Origin of the sequence: Gracilibacillus lacisalsi DSM 19029 (assembly GCF_000377765.1) — a bacterium.
GTDB lineage: Bacteria > Bacillota > Bacilli > Bacillales > Amphibacillaceae > Gracilibacillus > Gracilibacillus lacisalsi.
Window position 1 is genome coordinate 65,926 of sequence record NZ_KB898665.1, and the last position, 19,855, is coordinate 85,780.

General features: G+C 37.6%; 18 protein-coding genes. 7 read left to right on the forward strand and 11 right to left on the reverse strand.

Features of this window, described 5'->3' with window-relative positions; translation table 11 throughout:
* Nucleotides 1-16: 16 nt before the first annotated feature.
* Both D569_RS0107135 and D569_RS0107140 read right to left on the reverse strand, forming a co-directional pair.
* A complete protein-coding gene (locus D569_RS0107135) occupies nucleotides 17-1,828 on the reverse strand; it encodes an ABC transporter ATP-binding protein (RefSeq protein WP_018931724.1) in 1,812 nt (603 codons plus the stop codon).
* Nucleotides 1,821-3,542: an ABC transporter ATP-binding protein gene (locus D569_RS0107140; RefSeq protein WP_018931725.1), complete on the reverse strand. Its 1,722-nt coding sequence runs from the start codon at nucleotides 3,540-3,542 to the stop codon at nucleotides 1,821-1,823. The genes D569_RS0107135 and D569_RS0107140 overlap by 8 nt, the downstream gene beginning before the upstream one ends.
* Before the next feature lie 283 nt (nucleotides 3,543-3,825).
* Between D569_RS0107140 and D569_RS0107145 the strand changes: the two genes are divergently transcribed.
* The 4 genes from D569_RS0107145 (at nucleotide 3,826) to phnE (D569_RS0107160) (ending at nucleotide 7,254) form a co-directional block, all read left to right on the forward strand.
* Nucleotides 3,826-4,818, forward strand: a complete 993-nt coding sequence (locus D569_RS0107145; protein WP_018931726.1) for a phosphate/phosphite/phosphonate ABC transporter substrate-binding protein — start codon at nucleotides 3,826-3,828, stop codon at nucleotides 4,816-4,818.
* 63 nt (nucleotides 4,819-4,881) lie between these two features.
* On the forward strand, nucleotides 4,882-5,658 hold the full coding sequence (phnC, locus tag D569_RS0107150) for a phosphonate ABC transporter ATP-binding protein (RefSeq protein WP_018931727.1): 777 nt from the start codon (nucleotides 4,882-4,884) through the stop codon (nucleotides 5,656-5,658).
* Nucleotides 5,651-6,451: a phosphonate ABC transporter, permease protein PhnE gene (gene phnE / locus D569_RS0107155; RefSeq protein WP_018931728.1), complete on the forward strand. Its 801-nt coding sequence runs from the start codon at nucleotides 5,651-5,653 to the stop codon at nucleotides 6,449-6,451. Before phnC ends, phnE (D569_RS0107155) begins: the two co-directional genes overlap by 8 nt.
* Nucleotides 6,451-7,254 carry a phosphonate ABC transporter, permease protein PhnE gene (gene phnE, locus D569_RS0107160; protein WP_018931729.1) on the forward strand — a complete coding sequence of 268 codons (804 nt, stop codon included), beginning with the start codon at nucleotides 6,451-6,453 and terminating at the stop codon, nucleotides 7,252-7,254. The genes phnE (D569_RS0107155) and phnE (D569_RS0107160) overlap by 1 nt, the downstream gene beginning before the upstream one ends.
* 177 nt (nucleotides 7,255-7,431) lie before the next feature.
* Here phnE (D569_RS0107160) and D569_RS0107165 read toward each other — a convergent pair whose 3' ends face one another.
* Both D569_RS0107165 and D569_RS0107170 read right to left on the reverse strand, forming a co-directional pair.
* On the reverse strand, nucleotides 7,432-8,334 hold the full coding sequence (locus tag D569_RS0107165) for a DUF1002 domain-containing protein (protein WP_018931730.1): 903 nt from the start codon (nucleotides 8,332-8,334) through the stop codon (nucleotides 7,432-7,434).
* 425 nt (nucleotides 8,335-8,759) lie between these two features.
* Nucleotides 8,760-9,137: a RidA family protein gene (locus tag D569_RS0107170; protein ID WP_018931731.1), complete on the reverse strand. Its 378-nt coding sequence runs from the start codon at nucleotides 9,135-9,137 to the stop codon at nucleotides 8,760-8,762.
* Between the two features lie 104 nt (nucleotides 9,138-9,241).
* On the opposite strand from D569_RS0107170, the gene D569_RS0107175 reads away from it, so the two are divergent.
* Nucleotides 9,242-9,643, forward strand: coding sequence for a secondary thiamine-phosphate synthase enzyme YjbQ (locus D569_RS0107175; RefSeq protein WP_018931732.1), 402 nt, complete (start codon nucleotides 9,242-9,244; stop codon nucleotides 9,641-9,643).
* Between the two features lie 124 nt (nucleotides 9,644-9,767).
* Entirely contained in the window at nucleotides 9,768-11,126 is a 1,359-nt protein-coding gene (gene mgtE, locus D569_RS0107180) for a magnesium transporter (protein ID WP_018931733.1), read from the forward strand.
* Nucleotides 11,127-11,421: 295 nt separating this feature from the next.
* Here the strand turns inward: mgtE and uxaC are convergent, their stop codons facing one another.
* Nucleotides 11,422-12,822: a glucuronate isomerase gene (uxaC, locus tag D569_RS0107185; RefSeq protein ID WP_018931734.1), complete on the reverse strand. Its 1,401-nt coding sequence runs from the start codon at nucleotides 12,820-12,822 to the stop codon at nucleotides 11,422-11,424.
* Between the two features lie 69 nt (nucleotides 12,823-12,891).
* The gene (locus tag D569_RS0107190) at nucleotides 12,892-14,382 is read right to left on the reverse strand and encodes a tagaturonate epimerase family protein (RefSeq protein ID WP_018931735.1); all 1,491 of its coding nucleotides are present in this window, start codon (nucleotides 14,380-14,382) and stop codon (nucleotides 12,892-12,894) included.
* 135 nt (nucleotides 14,383-14,517) lie between these two features.
* Here D569_RS0107190 and D569_RS0107195 point away from each other — a divergent pair, with 135 nt between their 5' ends.
* Complete coding sequence (locus D569_RS0107195) at nucleotides 14,518-15,498, forward strand: LacI family DNA-binding transcriptional regulator (RefSeq protein WP_245548490.1); 981 nt, start codon at nucleotides 14,518-14,520, stop codon at nucleotides 15,496-15,498.
* Nucleotides 15,499-15,774: 276 nt separating this feature from the next.
* On the opposite strand, the gene D569_RS0107200 is transcribed toward D569_RS0107195, so the two are convergent.
* From D569_RS0107200 to D569_RS0107220, 5 genes are all read right to left on the reverse strand, one after another.
* A complete protein-coding gene (locus D569_RS0107200) occupies nucleotides 15,775-15,996 on the reverse strand; it encodes a hypothetical protein (protein WP_018931737.1) in 222 nt (73 codons plus the stop codon).
* A 505-nt stretch (nucleotides 15,997-16,501) separates the two neighbouring features.
* Nucleotides 16,502-17,269, reverse strand: a complete 768-nt coding sequence (locus D569_RS23605; protein WP_018931738.1) for a PepSY domain-containing protein — start codon at nucleotides 17,267-17,269, stop codon at nucleotides 16,502-16,504.
* Nucleotides 17,270-17,431: 162 nt separating this feature from the next.
* On the reverse strand, nucleotides 17,432-18,076 hold the full coding sequence (locus D569_RS0107210; protein ID WP_018931739.1) for an FMN-dependent NADH-azoreductase: 645 nt from the start codon (nucleotides 18,074-18,076) through the stop codon (nucleotides 17,432-17,434).
* Between the two features lie 165 nt (nucleotides 18,077-18,241).
* Nucleotides 18,242-18,706, reverse strand: a complete 465-nt coding sequence (gene larC2, locus D569_RS0107215; protein WP_018931740.1) for a nickel pincer cofactor biosynthesis protein LarC2 — start codon at nucleotides 18,704-18,706, stop codon at nucleotides 18,242-18,244.
* Nucleotides 18,707-19,093: 387 nt separating this feature from the next.
* Entirely contained in the window at nucleotides 19,094-19,843 is a 750-nt protein-coding gene (locus D569_RS0107220) for an amino acid ABC transporter ATP-binding protein (RefSeq protein ID WP_018931741.1), read from the reverse strand.
* Between the last annotated feature and the right edge of the window lie 12 nt (nucleotides 19,844-19,855).

Sequence of the window (19,855 nt, forward strand, 5' to 3'; positions counted from 1 at the left end):
TCCAACTAAACTTGTATCAATCATAAACAGTTTGTGTTGTGACTAGATTAGCATAAAAACCTTTTTCTTTCATTAAAGATGAATGGGTACCTTTTTCAATTATTTTTCCTTCCTTTAGAACAAGTATCATATCAGCCTTCTCGATCGTATTCAAGCGATGTGCAATCACAAAACTAGTTTTCCCTTCCATTAAGGTTTCTAATGCATCTGTTATTTTTAATTCGGTTATCGTATCAATACTACTTGTCGCCTCATCTAATATTAAAATCGAAGGGTTAGCCAATATTGCTCTTGCTATTACAATTAGTTGCCGTTGACCCTGGCTTATTCCTTGTCCATTGCCTTCAAGCACCGTATCATATTGGTTTGGCAGTTGTTCAATAAAAGTATGAGCATTTGCCATTTTTGCAGCCTCTTCCACTTCCTGATCCGTAGTATTTAACTTTCCGTACCTAATATTTTCTCTAATCGTCGTATCAAATAAATAAGCATCCTGTAACACCATACCTAATTGACTTCGAATACTTTTATTAGTTAGATTCTTCATCGAATAGCCATCTAATAAAATATCTCCCGCTTGTTCTTCAAAAAATCTGGCCAACAAAGAAATGATCGTTGTTTTTCCCGCTCCTGTGGGGCCAACTAATGCTACCGTTTGACCTGGCTTTACATGAAAGGAAATATTGTGCAGGACATGTTCGTCTGTATGATAAGAAAATGAAACATCACGAAAGACCACATCTCCTTTTACCTTGTCAATATCTTGCTTTTGTTGGTTTGTTTCTTCTTGCTCCTGATCGATTACTTCAAATGCTCGCTCGGCACCTGCAACAGCAGACAGAATCGTATTAAATTGATTGGCTAAATCATTCAATGGACGAGTAAATTGGCGTGCATATGTCGTAAATGTTACGATAACCCCAATTGTAATAGCAGTTGCATTGGTAGCAAGGACTATCCAGCCACCAACTCCAACGATAATGGCAAAACCAAAGTTATTTAAGCCATTCATTAACTTCGGAATGAAGCCAGAATAGACTTGCGCCCAATACCCTACTTTTCTTAATTGTTCATTATGTTTTCGATACTGCTCAATTACACGGTGCTCTTGGTGAAATAGTTTTACCATCGAATGGCCTGAAAATGTTTCTTCTAAAAAACCAGTCATTTCACCAAGTTCGCGCTGTTGTTCCTTAAAATAATAACCCGTTCTATTCGTAATCCATTTCATCCCAAGATACATCAATGGAACGATCGTTACGGTCATCAATGTCAGTAAGGGACTAAGTAAAAGCATTACAATTAATGTACCAACAAGTGTTAATAGGCTTGTCGTCACTTGGATAACAGCTGTATTTAGTGTTCTGCTGACATTTTCAATATCATTTGTCAGCCGACTCATTAAATCCCCACTTTGGGACTCTTGAAATTGCATGATTGGCAAACGTAGTACATGCTCAAAAAGATCTTTCCGCATTGCAAAAACGGTATTTTGTGAAATATCAATCATCCAATAATTTTGTAATGCCAACGCTACAGATTGCAAAACAAATATTAGTGCTAGCAGAATAAGCAGCATTTCAAATGACAGAACGAATGCTGCACCTGTCATTACATCTACTGCCACTCCAATCAAATATGGACCGAGCAAGGACAATAGAGCGCCTAAAAACACCATTACTAAAACAAGCCAAAACATCAGCTTATCCACTTTCATATAGCTCCAAATTCGTGACAAAGTTGCAGGCAAGTTTTTTACTTTTGGTTTTTTTCCTACCATTGGGTGATGCCTTGAGGGGGGCTGAACTTCTATCTTTTTGTTAGCCATCCAATGTCACCCCTTCCCTTCGCTGCGTACGCCACATAGTTTGATACAAAGCATTCGTTTGTAGTAATTGCTGATGTGTTCCTAGTCCGGCAATACTTCCTTTTTCTAACAAAATAATCTGATCAGCATCTTTGACAGAGCTGATTTTTTGCGAAACGATAAACGTAGTACATCGTCTCTTTCTAATCGCCTCTAAAACACGTGATTCTGTTGTGGCATCTAGTGCACTTGTACTATCATCAAGCAGTAATACACGTGGGGTATCTGCTAGTGCCCTAGCAATCGATAACCTTTGTTTTTGACCTCCTGACAGATTTACACCTCGTTGACCAATCAGTGTCTGATAAGTATCTGGCAAAGTCATGATAAAGTCATGAAGTTGGGCTTCTTTCGCTACTTTTTCCGCTTGTTCTTGCGTGAGGTGTTCATTTCCCCATGTGATATTATCGAGAATCGTCCCTGAAAATAGAAACCCTTCCTGTGGAACTAATGTTATATCGTACCTTACTTGATTGCCTAATTGTTCGATCGGTTGACCATCCAGATAAATAGTCCCTGCTGAAGGATGATACAGATATGGAATTAGATGTAATAATGTTGTCTTTCCTGATCCAGTTTCACCTAAAATACCTACCTTCTCTCCTGGCTTAACATGAAAATGAATATTCCGTAGTATTTCCTGACTTGTATCAGGATAGGTAAAGGAAACATGTTCAAAGCTAATCTCCCCTTTAATACGAGCTCTTTCTTGCTGTTCGATAACCTCATCATCTGCAGTCTGTCCAAGAATATCATCAATGCGCTTTGCGGAAGCTCGACCTCTTGACAGGTTCATAAGTAAAAAGGAGAATACACCAAAGGAAGCCAGCATTCTTGTGGCATAGTTAATTACCCCTACTACTTCACCAGCTCTAGCAGACCCGGTTTCAAGTTGTATAAAACCAAACCATAACAAGCCGATCATTGCGATATTCATAATGAGCATGACAATCGGCATGACAACTTCCATTACCCATAACGCTTGTCTATTTTTATCCTTCAGACTTTTATTCACTTTTGAGAATCGGTTATTTTCAAACGTCAGACGATGAAAAGCTTTCACTAGTTTGATCGCCAACAAGTTTTCGCCGATTACATTATTAATTTGATCAATTCGTTCCTGAACATGTCGAAACAACCGCATTCCTTTTATCATCAACCAAAACATAACTACAAATAAGACCGGAATCGTAGCTAGTAAAATCAAAGCTAAAGGTATGTTTAATGTAAAGGACATCACAATTCCAAAGATGATAAACAAAGGTGCGCGCAACATAATCCGCATAAAGGCGAATAATAAATTTTGGACTTGTATGACGTCATTCGTCATTCTAGTCAATAAAGCTGATGTGGCGAATTGCTGTATCTTCATCGCAGAAAACATTTGAATATTACGAAACATATCATTCCGCATATCATGTCCTACACCTTGACTCACTTCTGCCGCAAAGAAAGAACTTGTAATACCTGCTGCAAATGCTAATAAGGTCATTGCCAATAGTATAGCTCCATAAAAATAGATAATCGACATATCTTCAGCGACAATGCCTTCGTCAATTATTTTTGCCATAATGATCGGCTGCACAAGTTCTACGATTAACTCTACGATCATTAGGAAAAGTGCTAGAATCATTGCTTTTCTATATGTATCTGCATATTTGAAAATAATTTTCATCGTTTGCCTCCATTATCTCTCTATCTCTATATTATAACGAAGATAAAGCGCTTCCTCCATTGATACTGATTAAGAAAGTGTAAATTTTGTAAAGCTATCGATAAAATTGTTATATTTCGGTAAATCATATAGATTTTTTACAGCTTTCGATAGATAATGACATTGCAAGAAGTACTATGGAATACAAAGATACTGTCAGTTTTTTTACCACTACAATAGATTTTATTGGTTAATCCATAGACAATATTCTTGTAATATTAAGATTTTTAAGGGGGAATTAGAGATGAAAAAATGGCTTTTATTGTTAGTTGCATTGTTAACAATGTTTGTCATCTCTGCTTGTGGGTCTAGTGATGATACAAATGGAAGCAGCGATGAAGACAGTGAGAACACAGAAGAGAATTCGAACGAGGATGCAGAAGAAACAGAAGGTAATGAAGCTGAAGCTAGTGAAGAAGGAGACACTCCAGATCAACTTGTTATGGGGTTTGTTCCATCACAAGATTCTGACACTATTGCAGATACCGTTGAACCTTTAGCGGACAGGCTATCTGAAGAACTAGGCATTCCTGTCGAAGGAAAAGTTATGACAAACTACACAGCATTAGTAGAAGCGATGGGGACAAATGAAGTTCAAATCGGATTTATTCCTGCCTTTGCTTATGTATTAGCGAACGAAAAACATGGTGTGGAAGTTCTCTTAAAATCTGAACGTTATGGCAGCGGAACATATGTAGCACAATATCTTGTCAGCGCTGACTCTGATTACGAAGAATTAGCTGATTTAGAAGGTGCCGTTTGGGCTTATGGTGACCCAACATCTACGAGTGGATACTTATTCCCGGCAGCACAAATTATGGATGAGTTTGGTGTAGATGATCCACAAACAGAATTTTTCTCTGAAGCATATCAAACTGGTGGACACGACAACTCAGCGATTGAAGTTTACCAAGGAAATGCTGATGTAGCAACAACATTCGATGATGTTCGTACCAATTTAGAAGAAGAATATCCGGATATCATGGAAAAAACAAGAGTACTTGGATACACAGACGAAATTCCTAACGATACTATTTCTGTAACGAAAGAATTAAGTGATGAGCTTGTACAAACGATTAAAGATTCTTTTCTTTCATTTAACGATGATGAGGATATGATTCAAATCATGAATGAAGTGTACAGCTGGGATGCAATCATTGAAGCTGAAGACAGCGAATATGACGTTGTCCGCAGTACTTACGAGAAATTCGGTGACGATATTAGCTTAGATGAATAAGACAAGTTGAACAGGAGAGAGCTTGCTCTCTCCTGTTTCGATATGAAGGAAAGGGGCTAGAGCATGATTGAGTTTAATGATGTCTCACTTGTCTATCCAAATGGGACAGAAGGATTAAAAAATATAAATGTAAAAATCAATGAAGGAGAATTTGTTGTTATTGTCGGTCTTTCCGGTGCAGGTAAATCTACTTTTATCCGTAGTATTAACCGACTTGTAACACCTACTAGTGGTTCTTTAATAGTAGATGATGAGGATATATTAAAAGCAAAAGGCAAAGGTTTACGAAAACTCCGTACTAAAATCGGGATGATTTTCCAAAGCTATAACCTTGTTAAGCGATCGACCGTGATCAAAAATGTTATTTCAGGTCGCTTAGGTTATACAGGTACATTTAAAAGTATCATGAACCTTTTTTCTAAAGAAGATAAATTATTAGCTTATGAAAATTTGAAACGTGTCAACATAGAAGATAAATTATATAACCGTGCTGATGAATTAAGTGGCGGGCAGCAACAACGTGTTAGTATCGCTCGTGTACTGACACAACAACCGAAGTTAATCTTAGCAGATGAACCGGTAGCAAGCCTTGACCCACCAACTTCTCATCAGGTAATGAAGTATTTAAAACAGATTAATCGTGAAGATAAAATCACTACGATTGTAAATCTTCACTTCATTGATATGGCAATGGAATATGCCGACCGAATTATTGGTATGCGCGCTGGTGAGGTGGTTTTTGATGGACCTGCAAGTGAAGTAACGGAACAAACATTTGAAGAAATCTATGGTCGTTCGATTCGAGATGAAGACCGTCGAGGAGGGGTGGAGGATGAGTAAAGAATCTTCCTTCGTTCCAAGAGGATTATATCCTTTTAAGACTAAGTTGATCATTACGATCTCTTTAATTGTAGTCCTCGGCTTTTATTTACTTAGCTCGATCAAAACGGAATCATTTATTGTCCACTTTTTTGTAAAGATACCGAATGTTTTCGGGTTAATTGGTGATTTCTTTCCTCCTGATTGGGGTTATGTCAACCAAGTTTGGCCGAAACTGTTTGAAACGATACATATCGCTATTATTGCAACTACTGTTGCAGTGATTATCAGTATACCTTTCTCATTATTAACTGCTAATAATGTGACAACCAATTCCTGGATCTATCAAGGGATGCGCTTGATCTTAAACATCATCCGTACTATTCCAGATATTATTTTAGCAGTTGTGTTTGTCGGATTGTTTGGTATCGGTGCTTTTTCCGGGATTATTGCCTTAATTATTTTCGCTGTCGGGATTCTAGTAAAACTGATGAGTGAAGTCATTGAAACAATTGATATGAACCCAACCGAGGCAATTCGGGCATCAGGTGGGAACGGGCTGCAGACGATTAGTTTTGCGATTGTGCCACAAGTACTGCCGCAATTTATTTCATTCAGTCTATATGTTTTTGAAATTAACATCCGTGCCTCACTCGTATTAGGATTGGTTGGTGCCGGTGGTATCGGGCAATTGTTAAACACACAGATCAACTTCATGAACTACCCGGCTGTTAGCACCATTATTATTATTGTATTTGCCGTTGTAGTTGTGATTGATATTATTAGTGGTAAGTTAAGGGAGGGACTCGTATAATGGCAGAACAATTGACCCTTCCAGAAAAACCAAAAAGTAAGCTTACATTAGTTAAACGAATTTTCATTTTTATCATCATTGTGCTGATTTATATTTGGACATTTACAAGTATTGAAATACGTTGGGATAATATCTTCAGTGAACGAACATTGGCTAATTTCGATCGGATCATACCGAAATTCTTCCAGCCAGCAGTTGAAGAAACTGGAAGTATAATGGAGAAGATGTTCGAAACACTGTTTATCGCCTATACCGGGTCCTTAGCAGCAGCCATCATTGCCATACCACTTGCGTTTTTATGTGCGTCGAATATGGTGCGCAACAAATTTCTTAATAATATCGGCATGTGGATTTTAGGTGCGGTTCGTGCCTTTCCTGAAATTGTGCTTGCGATTATTTTTGTGGCAGCTGTTGGACCGAATCCTTTTGCAGGTGTCTTAGCGATTGCGATTGGCTCAACCGGGATGCTTGGAAAATTATATTCCGAAGTCATTGAATCGATTGATATGAATGTTATTGAAGCTTTGGAAGCCAGTGGTGCAAATAAATTTCAAATTTTATTTTACGGGATCTTTCCACAAGTATTACCTGAATTTATGTCTTATGCGATCTATCGATTCGAAATCGACGTTCGTGCTTCATCCGTCTTAGGGATAGTAGGTGCGGGTGGTATTGGTACATTGATTACCTTTGCCTATATGAATCGAAATTGGGAAGAAGTTGGGATGATTCTGTTAGTAATTATTATTACAGTTACCATTATTGATCAAATATCAGGGTTTATTCGTAAAAGATTGGTTTAGAGTCTATAACTTTGGTTTATTAGAGTGAGCTCAGTGGGCTCACTCTTTTTGAATTTATCAAACATAAAAAATGCGCAGTAAATACCTCCAATCCAACTGCCTACTTTTTCTTTCCATACGAACTAAACCGCCATCGTAAAAACAATGACGGTTTAGTTCTATTGATCTTCACTAATTTTAATTGAATAAGCCTCTGATCGAGTCAAGAAGGTTTTGGAAGAAGTCCTTGACTGACTGCCAAAATCCTTCCGTGTCGCCTCCAGTAACTTCATCTAACTTACCTTTCAAATCACCAACAATTGATTCCAGTTGGTCGGTAACTTTTCCAAAATCGATATTCAAGTCACGCATTTTCTCGAAAAGATTGGTTAGCATCTCTCTGTCTTCAGGACTCAATTCAATGTTTAATTGATCCAGTTGCTCACTGACAATACGTTCGACATCTTCTTTTGTTGCTGGGTTTTGTTCCGAGATTTCTCGTTTTATTTCACTTAAAAGCTCACTTACTTTTTCTTTATCAATGCCTGCATCTTCTGCTAAATCTGTAGCTACATCTAATTCTTCATTTGCTACTTCCATTCGGTCTTGATCTAGTGATTCACCATCGACATTAAAAGCCTTATAGATACCAGTTAAAGCTGAATGTCCTGTAACCTTTATTGGAGACGCTACTTCAATCACTGCATTTTCCACGCCCGCTGTTAATAAGGCATTAGCGTACATTTCATTCGTTACTTCTGTAATGTTTTCCGGATTGACAACATTAACAACTACTCCGCCATCATCTTTCCGAGTAATTTTGGCAGAGGAGTACATATTAGAACCTGGATCGCCACCGATAAAATTGACGAGATCCTCAGCCGTAACAGTGTATTCATCTACTTGATCAGGATTTGTTGCATTCAATAAATTTCTGACTGTATCTTGTTGTGAATCTGACAGAGCCTCACCAAGCACTAATTTCGGTTTACCATATTTCTCATCAATGACATTATCATCGCCATCACTTGCAAAAGCAAAAGGCGCGATAGCTAGTCCAATGAAGGTCACTACAATAAGCATCCATGTTATTCTTTTCATAGATTAACTCCTTTTCACCAAAGTACTTACTCTTATATTATGATAGATTTTTATAATTATGGAAAGAAATTTATGCCTTTTTCTATACTTTTTCCTAAAACGAAAGCGGTTAAACCTATAAAATGTGTTTTCCCTCTCTAGGGGTTAGCTAAACAATTTCTTTGATAGTGGGGATTACAAAAGATTTAGCAACGTGTTATAAGAATAACTAAGCAAAAAACACTCGGAAAAGTGTATATCAGGTCAAACAATTTCCATAAGAGTTGAAGTGGGCGACCTACACGACAACATATGTATGTCAGAGCTAGTAGCTGGGTTATTATCCAGTGGTACCTATCATCACTTCACAATACTTTGGTATCACGGTTTCTTCCCTGGAAATTAAAAACTCCCAGCCTAATAGAAGGACTGGAAGTTTCTTTCGGTTATTTTTTTGCAATAACATCCATTTCGACGCCGACACCTTTAGGTAACTTGCTAACCTCTACAGTAGCTCTTGCGGGATATGGTTCCTCTAAAAATTTCGCATACGCTTCATTTATAGTAGCGAAGTCATCCATATTGGTAATATAAATCGTGAACTTTACAACATTGGCAAACGTTAAGCCTGCTTCTGTTAAAATTGCCGCTAAATTATTCATTACTTGATTTGTCTGAGCGGCAATATCCCCCTCTACTACTTCCATTGTTTCCGGATTAAGCGGGATTTGTCCTGAAACGAAGACTAAGTCTTCCGCATCAATCGCTTGTGAATAAGGACCAATTGCTTGTGGTGCTTTATTTGTATGTATTGCTTTAACCATTTTCACTACATCCTTTCCATACTTGTATTTACAGAAAATTTTAACATATAATTAATTTTTAGTAGAATATTTATAACACAATATTTTTAGGAAGGATGATGATAATGGAAAAGACGTTTTCTTTAAAAACGATTCACCATGATCAAATGGTTGATATTACCTCAGAGGTTGCCCAATACCTTCGTGAGCAAAATGTTTCAGATGGTATTGTAATTGTTTCATCTTTGCACACAACAGCAGGAATTACCGTAAATGAAAATGCTGATCCAGACGTAAAAACGGACTTTTTGCGTAGGTTACGTGAAGTTTATCCATGGGAGCACCCGGAGGATTTACATATGGAGGGAAATACCGCTGCACATTTGAAGGTGAGCACTGTTGGTCATAATCAAACAATGGTTGTTTCCAATGGAAGGCTTGTCTTGGGAACATGGCAAGGAATTTATTTCTGTGAATTCGATGGACCGCGTCATCGGAAATTCCACGTCAAAGTGATGGAAGGATAAAGTGAAACTCCCTTAGGGTTTTTACCCCGCTAAGTTGTTCGAGAAAGTGCGAACTTGCTATCAACAAATTGTTTACATATCTGCTATTCTCGGTGGAATCCTAAAGGAAAGGGAGGGTTTTTAAATGTCGTTAAACATGACTGAAAATGAGATCTCATTGGCAATTATTCAAGCAATAAAAGATGGAAAGAAAGCAGTATTCCAAGAATTGATCGATGAACTACAGCCATACGATATGGCACAACAATATCACAACCTTCCGGTAAAACATCGAAATAAATTTCTTCTCTATTTGTCGATCGAACAACTAACAGACCTTTTACAGGAGCTAGATAAAGAAGAGCAGTTAGAAGTTATCTATAAATTAGGGATCGAAAAATCCTCCAAAGTGTTAGACCTGATGCAAAACGATGACTTAGCCTCTCTTCTTACCGATTTAGAACCAGAAAAGATAGAAGAATTGTTATCGGAAATGCAAGAGGAAGAATCAAAAATAGTCCAAGGTCTGATGAATTATCCGCTCGAAACAGCTGGTAGACTCATGAACAACCGCTATGTGTGGATTCCGCAGCATTACACCATTCGTGAGGCTGTTGATAAATTAAAACACTTTGCAGAGTTAGCTGAATATTTGAACTATCTCTACGTCATTGATGAAGATAAAAAGCTAGTAGGTGTCGTATCGTATAAAGACCTGCTTTTAGCTGATTTACAAGATAAAGTAAAAGAGGTTATGTATCGCAGAGTGGTAAAGGCGGATGTACATACAGATCAGGAAGAGGTTGCCAAACTGATTAGCCGCTATGATTTCGTATCCTTACCTATTGTTGAAAGTGATAATACATTAGTCGGTGTGGTTACTGTTGATGACGTCATCGATGTTGTTATGCAGGAAGCGAATGAAGACATTGAAAAATTATCAGCTTCCGGTAAAGCGATCGGTTTCAACACAAAACCTTTTGTTGCAGCTTATAAAAGGCTTCCTTGGTTAATCTTATTACTATTTATTGGACTTATATCAGGCAGTATTATTAGTAGCTTTGAAGAAACTTTAGAATCTGTTGTTGCCTTAGCATTTTTTATGCCACTCATTGCCGGCATGACGGGAAATACCGGGACACAATCATTAGCAGTGGTTGTTCGTGGATTAGTATCGGAAGACTTGAATTTCAAACAAGTACTGAAGCTGATTCTCCGTGAACTATGGGTCGGCATTATTATCGGGGTGACCTGTGGTCTTATGATTGCGGTGATTGCTTATTTATGGAGAGGGAATATGACGCTAGGATTAGTCGTAGGCAGTTCCTTATTGATTACCTTAATTATTGGGACATTGGCTGGTACGATCATTCCATTAATTCTATATAAACTGAAGATAGATCCTGCTGTTGCTTCTGGCCCGCTCATTACAACCATTAACGATATTTTTTCCTTATTGATTTACTTCGGCATTGCAACGGCATTTATTACAAGACTAATGTGATGTGCAGAGCTGTTGATGAAATGCTCGTTGAACCAGCCGTCTAATAAGACATATTTAATCATAAGAAAAACTTAGTGCGCCCGACTAGAAATGTAGCGAACTGAGTTTCACGAGAAAAACTGCTAAATAAAATTGTAAGATTTCCTTGTAAAGTTAGATTAACAAGGAAATCTTACAATGAAAATGAACAGTTTTCCCCGTAAACATATAATTACCGGGAAATCCATCAAATAAAATGACCGGTATTCCGCGTAAGATGTTAGTCTATGATAGCCCCGCTAATTAGCGCTCCATTTTAAAAGTCAAAGTATTCTTTTGCGTTGTAATAGGAGATGTTTTGTACAATCTCCGCTAGTGTTTCTTCATCATTTGGATATTCACCATTTTCTACCCACTCGCCGACTAGGTTACACATAATACGGCGGAAGTATTCATGACGTGTGTAGGATAAAAAGCTACGTGAATCCGTAAGCATACCAATAAAACGACTAAACACACCAATATCAGCGAGTGTCTCCATTTGATTGATCATACCTAGCTTCGTATCATTAAACCACCATGCTGTACCGAATTGCATTTTTCCTGGTATGCCTCCACCTTGGAAGCTACCAATAATCGTGGCAATCGTTACATTATCTCTTGGATTTAATGAATACAAAATCGTTTTCGGTAAAGCATCTGCTTTATCTAATGAATCCAGTAATTTTACCAATGGTTGTGCTAATAAACTATCATTCATCGAGTCAAATCCAGTATCTGGACCAAGCTCATTAAACATACGAGCGTTATTGTTACGGTGAGCGTTAATATGATATTGCATCGCCCAGCCTTTTTCATGATATGCTTTTCCTAAAAAGGTAAGTGTGAATGACTTATATTTTTTCTCTTCTTCGATAGATACTTTTTCACCTTTTAATGCCTTAGCAAAGATGCTACTAACTTCTTCTTCTGTTGCCTCTTCATACATCATTTCGTCTAATGCATGATCGGAAACTCTGCCACCAATTTCATGGAAGAAGTCAATTCGTTTTTGTAGCGCTTGCAAGAAAGCATCATAAGATTCAATTGCAACACCTGAAACATCCGCTAGTTTTTCTACCCAGCTTGTAAAACCGTCGCGGTTAATCTCCAACCCTTTATCTGGACGGTAGCTCGGCAATACTTTTACATTAAAATCAGAATCCGCTTTAATTTTTTCATGATATTCCAAAGAGTCAGTTGGATCATCTGTTGTGCAAATAACTTCTACTCCAGATTTCACGATGAAGTCTCGAACATTCCATTCTCCGCTGTTCAAAAGCTTATTAACCTTTTCCCAAATAGCAGGTGCTGTATTTTCATTGAGTGTTTCTTCCACACCGAAATAGCGTTTTAATTCTAAATGTGTCCAATGATAAAGTGGATTTCCGATCAGCTGAGGTACTGTTTTTGCCCATGCTAAGAACTTATCGTAATCACTTGCATCGCCTGTCACATATTTTTCTTCTATACCGTTTGCTCTCATTGCCCGCCATTTATAATGATCTCCGTATAACCATACTTTAGTAATGTTTTCAAATTGCGTATTCTCATAAATTTCTTGCGGGCTTAAATGACAGTGGTAATCGATAATAGGTAAATCTTTCGCATACTTGTGATACAATGTTTCAGCAGTCTTATTCGTCAATACAAAATTATCATCCATAAAGGACTTCATCATATCCCCACTTTCCTTAAATTTTCAGGTGCTATTATCATATTATCATAGCTTCATAGTTTACAGATATTATAAACCTAGTAAATCCAAGTGTCGTCCGATATGTTTTACTAATGCTTGTCGATACGCGTCTTCATTCTTCATTAATGTTTCGAAGAATTCTGTTCTAAACAAATCTGCACCAGCGTCATCTTTAGCAGTTAGTAAAATGCCATAAGTAACATGGAATAATTGACGTGACGCATCATGATCCATATATGTTGGTAGATTCGCACCTTCTGTTTCATTTAATGGAGCTACACTTTCTAAGTCTGGCGTAACGTGATAATACTTCAATGTTTCTTCAAAATGCTCCTCCGCATAGACATGCATACGACGATAAAGGTCTGGGTTTACCTGTGCAATGACGCGGACTGCTTCTAGCCAGTTCGTACCTGCTGTTTTAATATGCAGTAATCCTTCTGTATACTTTCCAATAATCGGGAAGACACTGAATTTATCACTACCAGAGTGGATACTTAACTTGTAACTAAAGTATTTAGCGATTTCCGCATGCTCCTGCAATTCTTTCTCAAATTGTGTAAGGTCACCGATGTAATCAATTCCTTTTTGGAACTCACCACAGAATCTTGGAGCTAAACTTTGAACTGTAACACCTCTTCTGCGGAGTTCTTCTGCTACGAAAAAGTGAGCTTCCGGAGCCGTAACGGTTTCTGTTTCATCAATGGAGATTTCAAAATCGATCGCTTTCTCAGCTTTGGAAATATACTCGTTATACACATGCTCCATAAAATCAATCGCTTCACCATAAACAAGTACATTCTTATGAAGACTTGCTTCATCAAATGATATATCCAACCCTTGTACGGTAAATGTTTTGTTTAGATAATGGCTGTTAAAGTATTCTTTACGATCTACAGGTAAATCAGCATATTCTTTATTAATATCATCTTCTACCATACCTTCGACATCATTGCGAATCTGTTCAGAACAGTCCAATGTAATGAAAGAGAAACCTAAATCTAACGCATACTCAATATCCTTTTCTAATTTAATATGATCGGCATCTGCACCATACCCATCTTTATAGCCTTCTTGGAAAACAGCAAAAGTTGCCGCATCTAAAATATCTGTCATGGTTCGGTTTAGTAGGGTTAATTCACGAACACTTTGCTGCGCGAGAATTGGCTTTACTTTTCTCCCTTTGACGGTTTCAATATGTCCAGGTGAAGCTATACCTAAACGATCACCAAGTCCCATTGTCGCAATTTCTGTACCAAAAGCTTGTGGTTTCGTATAGTCGAAGAACTGGTTCAATACTTTACTATTGGCGTGTGTTAAGGAACACACTTTTCCGTTTGCTACTACGGCCCCTTGTAAAGCATCATATAAAGGACCTTCCCCTGCTGCTATCAAGTATTTCGTTGTATCCGCCTTTACCATCACAACAGAAGTATTTTCTTTCTTCTCAAATGACTGATCATATACTTGTATTGCTTCCGATGACTTCGGTAATTCTCCCGCCTGCAATGCTTCCACTACTGATTGAAATTGTTCCATTATCTCCACTCCTTTTTTGTTAACGGTTCCATTGTTTTAATAAAATTAATAACAACGTTGTTATTTTTATGATATACTATTTAAAAATAGAACACAACTATAAATGATAAATTTTTCAGAAAGATAAAGGTGATTATGATGAATGTGACCATTAAAGATATTGCAAAAGAAGCGAATGTTAGCTACTCCACTGTCTCCAAAGCATTAAATAACAGTCCGCTTGTAAAAGAAGTGACAAAACAAAAAATACTGCGTGTCGCAAAAGAAATGGGCTATGAACCAAATTTAGCCGCCAAACAATTAGTCCGAAAAAAGACCGAAGTGGTCGGCTTAATTTGGCCTACCATTGAAAGAATTGTACTCGCAACATTAGTAACCAATATTAGTAAAGCATTTGAATCCACTCGCTATTCGATGATTTTATCTGTCGACTCAACAGATACAGCGATGGAAACCTTTAAAAAATTCCAAGTGGATGGCATGATTGTTTTCGCCGAATCAGAGCAAATGATTCCTGAGGAAAATATTCCGCTTGTTGCCTATGGTGTATCAGGAAAACGTGAGGTAACGTATCCAATCATTGATGCCAATCATGAACAGGCGATGGAAAAAGCAGTACAATATTTATATGATTTAGGACACCGAAATATTGCTTATGTCGGGTTAATGAATACAGATGATGCCTTACAAAATGAGAAAGTGGAAGGGTATCAAAAAGCCATGAAAAAAATAGGGCTTACGGAGCAAAGTATTGCAACAAATGGATTAGATTGGTTTGACGGTTACTTAGCAGTAGATGATGTATTACAATTAGGAAAACGACCAACAGCTATCATAGGTAGCAGTTATGATATTAGTGGTGGTATATTACGATCCTTACAAGAAAAAGGATTAGGTGTACCAGATGACATCTCTTTAATCAGCTATGATAATATTCCGCAAATGGAAACAACAGAAATTCCGATGACATGTATCGGGGTACCAGTTGATGAGCTTGCCGAAGAAATTGTCCAGGCGGTTATTCAACGGATTGAGTCAGAAGAACAACCTGTTGTAAGGAAGTTAAATCCATCCCTAACAGAACGGCAAAGTACTGGACCAGTACTGGAAGGTTGACTTCTAGTTTTTTTAAAAAAGGACAGGGACAAAACTAAATAGAATAAAGGAGAATCCGAACAATTTAAACTAGCGGAGGCAAAATAAGCAGACTCCTACAGAAAAGCACGAGCTGAAGATACACTGTTTGAAGTGGTTTTCTTCACACAGTTAGCTGAAGTGCCCGCGGAAAGCGAAGCATTTTGACGGAGCGTTAAGTCAGCTCATGTTTAAATGTTCGGCTTTTTCCTATCTCATTACTCTTTTGTCCTGGGCCTCAATGGCTTGGATAATCACTTATTCCAAATCAAATGCACCTGAACAAATAAAATGCATTCGTTTCTCAAGATAGTGTTTCAGTGGTATTAGGGCTTCGTTGTTGATTAATTCTACTTCATCTTGATAATATACAAACGTTTTACCAACCAATCTATCCAACACTCGAATGGAACGTTGCTGCATACCTTCCTCGAAAAAAGTTTCAATTTTATATCGTTCTTTCTTTTTGGTCATTATCATTATTGCCTCTCCTTACACCTATAATAAAAGAATCATTTATAATCTTTGATTTTTCCATACACTAAGTGGGGGTCTTATGGAAATTGATTACCATGTTCATAAAACAGAAAAACTTATTGTGACAATAATTTGATAATAATGCTGGCACTGTCAAAAACTCACTTTAAAAAGTGTGTCACCTTCCTAGACTATGTATGGAACGGGTACTTTTAGATATTGACCAAGCTTAAGTTCAGCAGAAAATAATTGATTCAGATTCGCGATTTTCTCAAGTATTGTGTCGAACTTTTTGCCCGATTTTACTAAGGTATCTTCTTGTTGAACTGTATAGGACTCAGCGCTAACTGTTTCATGAAAGGTAAGTTAAACTTAGTTTAGCATCGCGTTGATGACATCCTCCCTAGCAGCTTATAAATTAATATTCGATAGAATTATAATTTTTTGATGGTTGCTGGCTTTTCTTACAAAAAAACAGTGGAGATTCATCCCCACTGGTTCTGCAAGATTAATCGTCATATTCTACTTTCATGATCTCTCCATTACTTGCATCTATCTCTAATTCTAATTCCCCTTTATCTGTTCTCATTTCAAGTTCATACATATATCGGCCATCATCTTCATCTAATTCAAACTCTTGAATGGTTCCTTCGTATTTTTCTTTTGCAATGGAGCGCGCTTCATCTGCTGAAATCGTAACTTCTGATGAGAGTTTGTTGTCTTCATCTACTGAAATATAAACCATTTCTCCTGATCTTGCATTTATTTTTAAGTCCACTTCCCCTTTATCAGTCCATATTTCCATTTCATAATAATAACTTCCATCGTCTTCATCAAGCTCCGCTTCTACAACAGTGCCAGAGTATTTTTCCGTAGCGATTGTTTTTGCTTCTTCCATTGTAACGAAAGAACTTTCTTGGTTTTCGGCATCATGTTTACTATCTGTCTGGTTATCAGAAAGTGATACTGTTGTAACTTCTTGATCCTTATCATTTTTTCGTTCGGACTCTTCCAAACTAATGATTTCACCAGTTTCAGCATCTACTTTCAATTCATATTCGCGATCTGTTTCCTCTAATTCCACTTCGTAAATTTTCTCATTATCATCCAATTCAAACTCTACAATTTCTCCTGAGAACTTAGCAGCGACTTTATCCTTTGCCTCTTCTTTTGAAAGTTCAGCACTGGCTGAAGTTGGTGAGAACTGTAATGCTGCTAGCACCACTCCAGTTGTAATCAATCCTGATACAATAATAAAAAAAGTTTTGTTTTTCATTTTTTATTCCTCCTTGTTGTTGTTACTTCTATCATAGCCAAGGAAGATGAGGATACCCTGAGAGAAAAATGAGAAAACAGTGAGAAAAAGTTAGCTACATTTTCACACAACTAAAAACCCGCTTCGAAACCTTTCCGAAGCGGGCTGATTTATATCATATTGTTACACTTTTATAGTAAGATCTGCTAAACGGTGTGCAGATGCTTTTACTTCTTCTATTCCTTTAGCAATGATTTCGTCCCTTTTATCTGGCATCGCGTTATGTCCTTCGATAATTACTTCATCGATTATTTCCATACCGAATATTCCTCCGAATACATTGCGCATATAGTTCACAGCCATTTCCATAGGAGCCGCCTCAGGTGTGGAGTAAACCCCTCCGCGAGCGTTTAGGAAAATAGCCTTTTTGTCTGTCATTAAGGGAATTAAGTTACCTTCAGCACCATATTTAAATGAGAACCCTGCAGCATATACATAATCAATAAATGTTTGTAATTTTGCTGGAATGGTCAAATTCCATAGTGGGAAAGTGAATACAACTACATCTGCAGCAGAAAAAGCATCCATTGCTTTTTGCTTTGCAGCTAACAGTCGTGATTCCACATCTGTTAATTCCTCTTCATTTTCTACTTTACCGAAAGCATTGAACAGGTCCTGTCCAAAGAACGGTGTATCTTCTTCGTACACATCATAGGTAGTTAAATTTAAGTCTTTACCTTCCAATTCAGCCATGAAAGTTTCATACATTTTACTGGAAATTGCTTCTGTTGAAGGACGATTATTTGCTTTTACTACTAATACATTCATGTTATAACGCTCCTTTGTTGCTATTTTCATAGGTTGATATGCTCATTTGTGAGCATGTTAATGTTGTCCTCACACTTACGCTAATTATACTCGATAATAGGTATAATCGATAGTACGCACTTTAAAGTGCCATAGTATCAAAAAGGATACTATGGCAACTCTTATTTAGTTTAATAGTTTCCAAACCGATTGATATACATTTTTAAGTGGTATGTTGTGCAGCTCCGCAATCTTTTTACAATCCTCATATTCAGGAGAAGCTTTGACAACTTTACCTTCCTGTAATCCTTCTTTCACAGTGACAGGTCCCCACTCTGTTTCGATTATTCTTATGCTCCGTTCCATCCGATAAACGGTCAACGGATAATAGCGAAATCCTAAGGTGGTCGTTTCAGACAAAAGGATATCCTTCATAGCTGAAAGCAAAGCTTCACTGCATAAAAGTTGTAATTGAACGGCTGGACGATTCTTTTTCATATAAATCGGTGTGTAATACACATCGTTTGCCCCTGCATCGAACAACTTGTCCATCACATAGCCAAGCCATTCACCCGGCGTATCATCCAAATTCACTTCTATCTTCATCATATTTTGATCCGTATGTTCGTAATCTGGCGGGTGTTTGCTCATTACCTTCACCTCAGAATTTTTCTTTTACAGTAACCACTACAGTGAAGAAATCTTAGTATAGTTTACTGTTTTTAACTCTTTTTAGCAGAAGTCTAGATATCCCACTCAGGTAAGACGGACTGAGACCGGACATTTGTTCCGTTAATTATGACCAAAAGCGGCGAATTTTTGTCCCTTAGGACATCTATTCCGTTATTGATCGCAAAAAGTACTATTTTTTTACCGAAAGTAAGCGAATAAGGGATTAAATGTCCGCTATCTGCGAAAAATCGGTATATTTCCTTTAAATAGCACACTAAATGTCCACTAAGAAAAGGCTATCGCCATATCCTAGCACTCTATGTTGAAGAACGTCATTTAGAAAATGAGACTGATCATCGTCTCGCTTTATACTTCTGGTAAAATTCGTTTTAAGAATTGCTTTGTTCTCGGTTCTTGCGGTTGCTCCAGTACGTCTTTAGGATTACCTTGTTCCACAATATAGCCACCGTCCATAAAAATGACATGGTCGGAAACATGCTTAGCGAACGAGACCTCATGGGTTACGACGACCATTGTCCAACCTTCATTTGCTAAATCTTTAATAACCCCCAGCACGTCGCCAATCAACTCCGGATCTAGTGCAGACGTCGGTTCATCAAACAACATTAATTCCGGCTCGATCGCAAGGGCACGTGCAATACCAACTCGCTGTTGTTGACCACCTGATAGCTGATGTGGATATAAATCCATCTTATCCTCTAATCCTACTTTTGATAGTAATTGTTTCGCATGGCTAATTGCCGATTGCTTATCTTTTTTCTGTACAATAACAGGACCTTCAATTACGTTTTCCAATGCCGTTTTATGCGGGAATAGATTATAGGATTGAAAAACCATTCCTGATTTCCTTCTTAATTGAAGCATCTCTTTCTTGCTCAGCTTCTGGTTAAAATCTAATGTAAAGCCGTCGTGAAATTGATAGTAGCCTTGATTAGGGATTTCTAGTCCATTTAAGCACCGCAATAATGTCGTCTTACCGGAACCTGATGGCCCCATAATCGTCACGACTTTACCTTTTCCTACATCTAAGTCAATATCTTTTAGAACAGCTAATTCACCAAAGCTTTTTTGAAGTCCTTGAATTGATAAAAGCATGATATCCCCCCT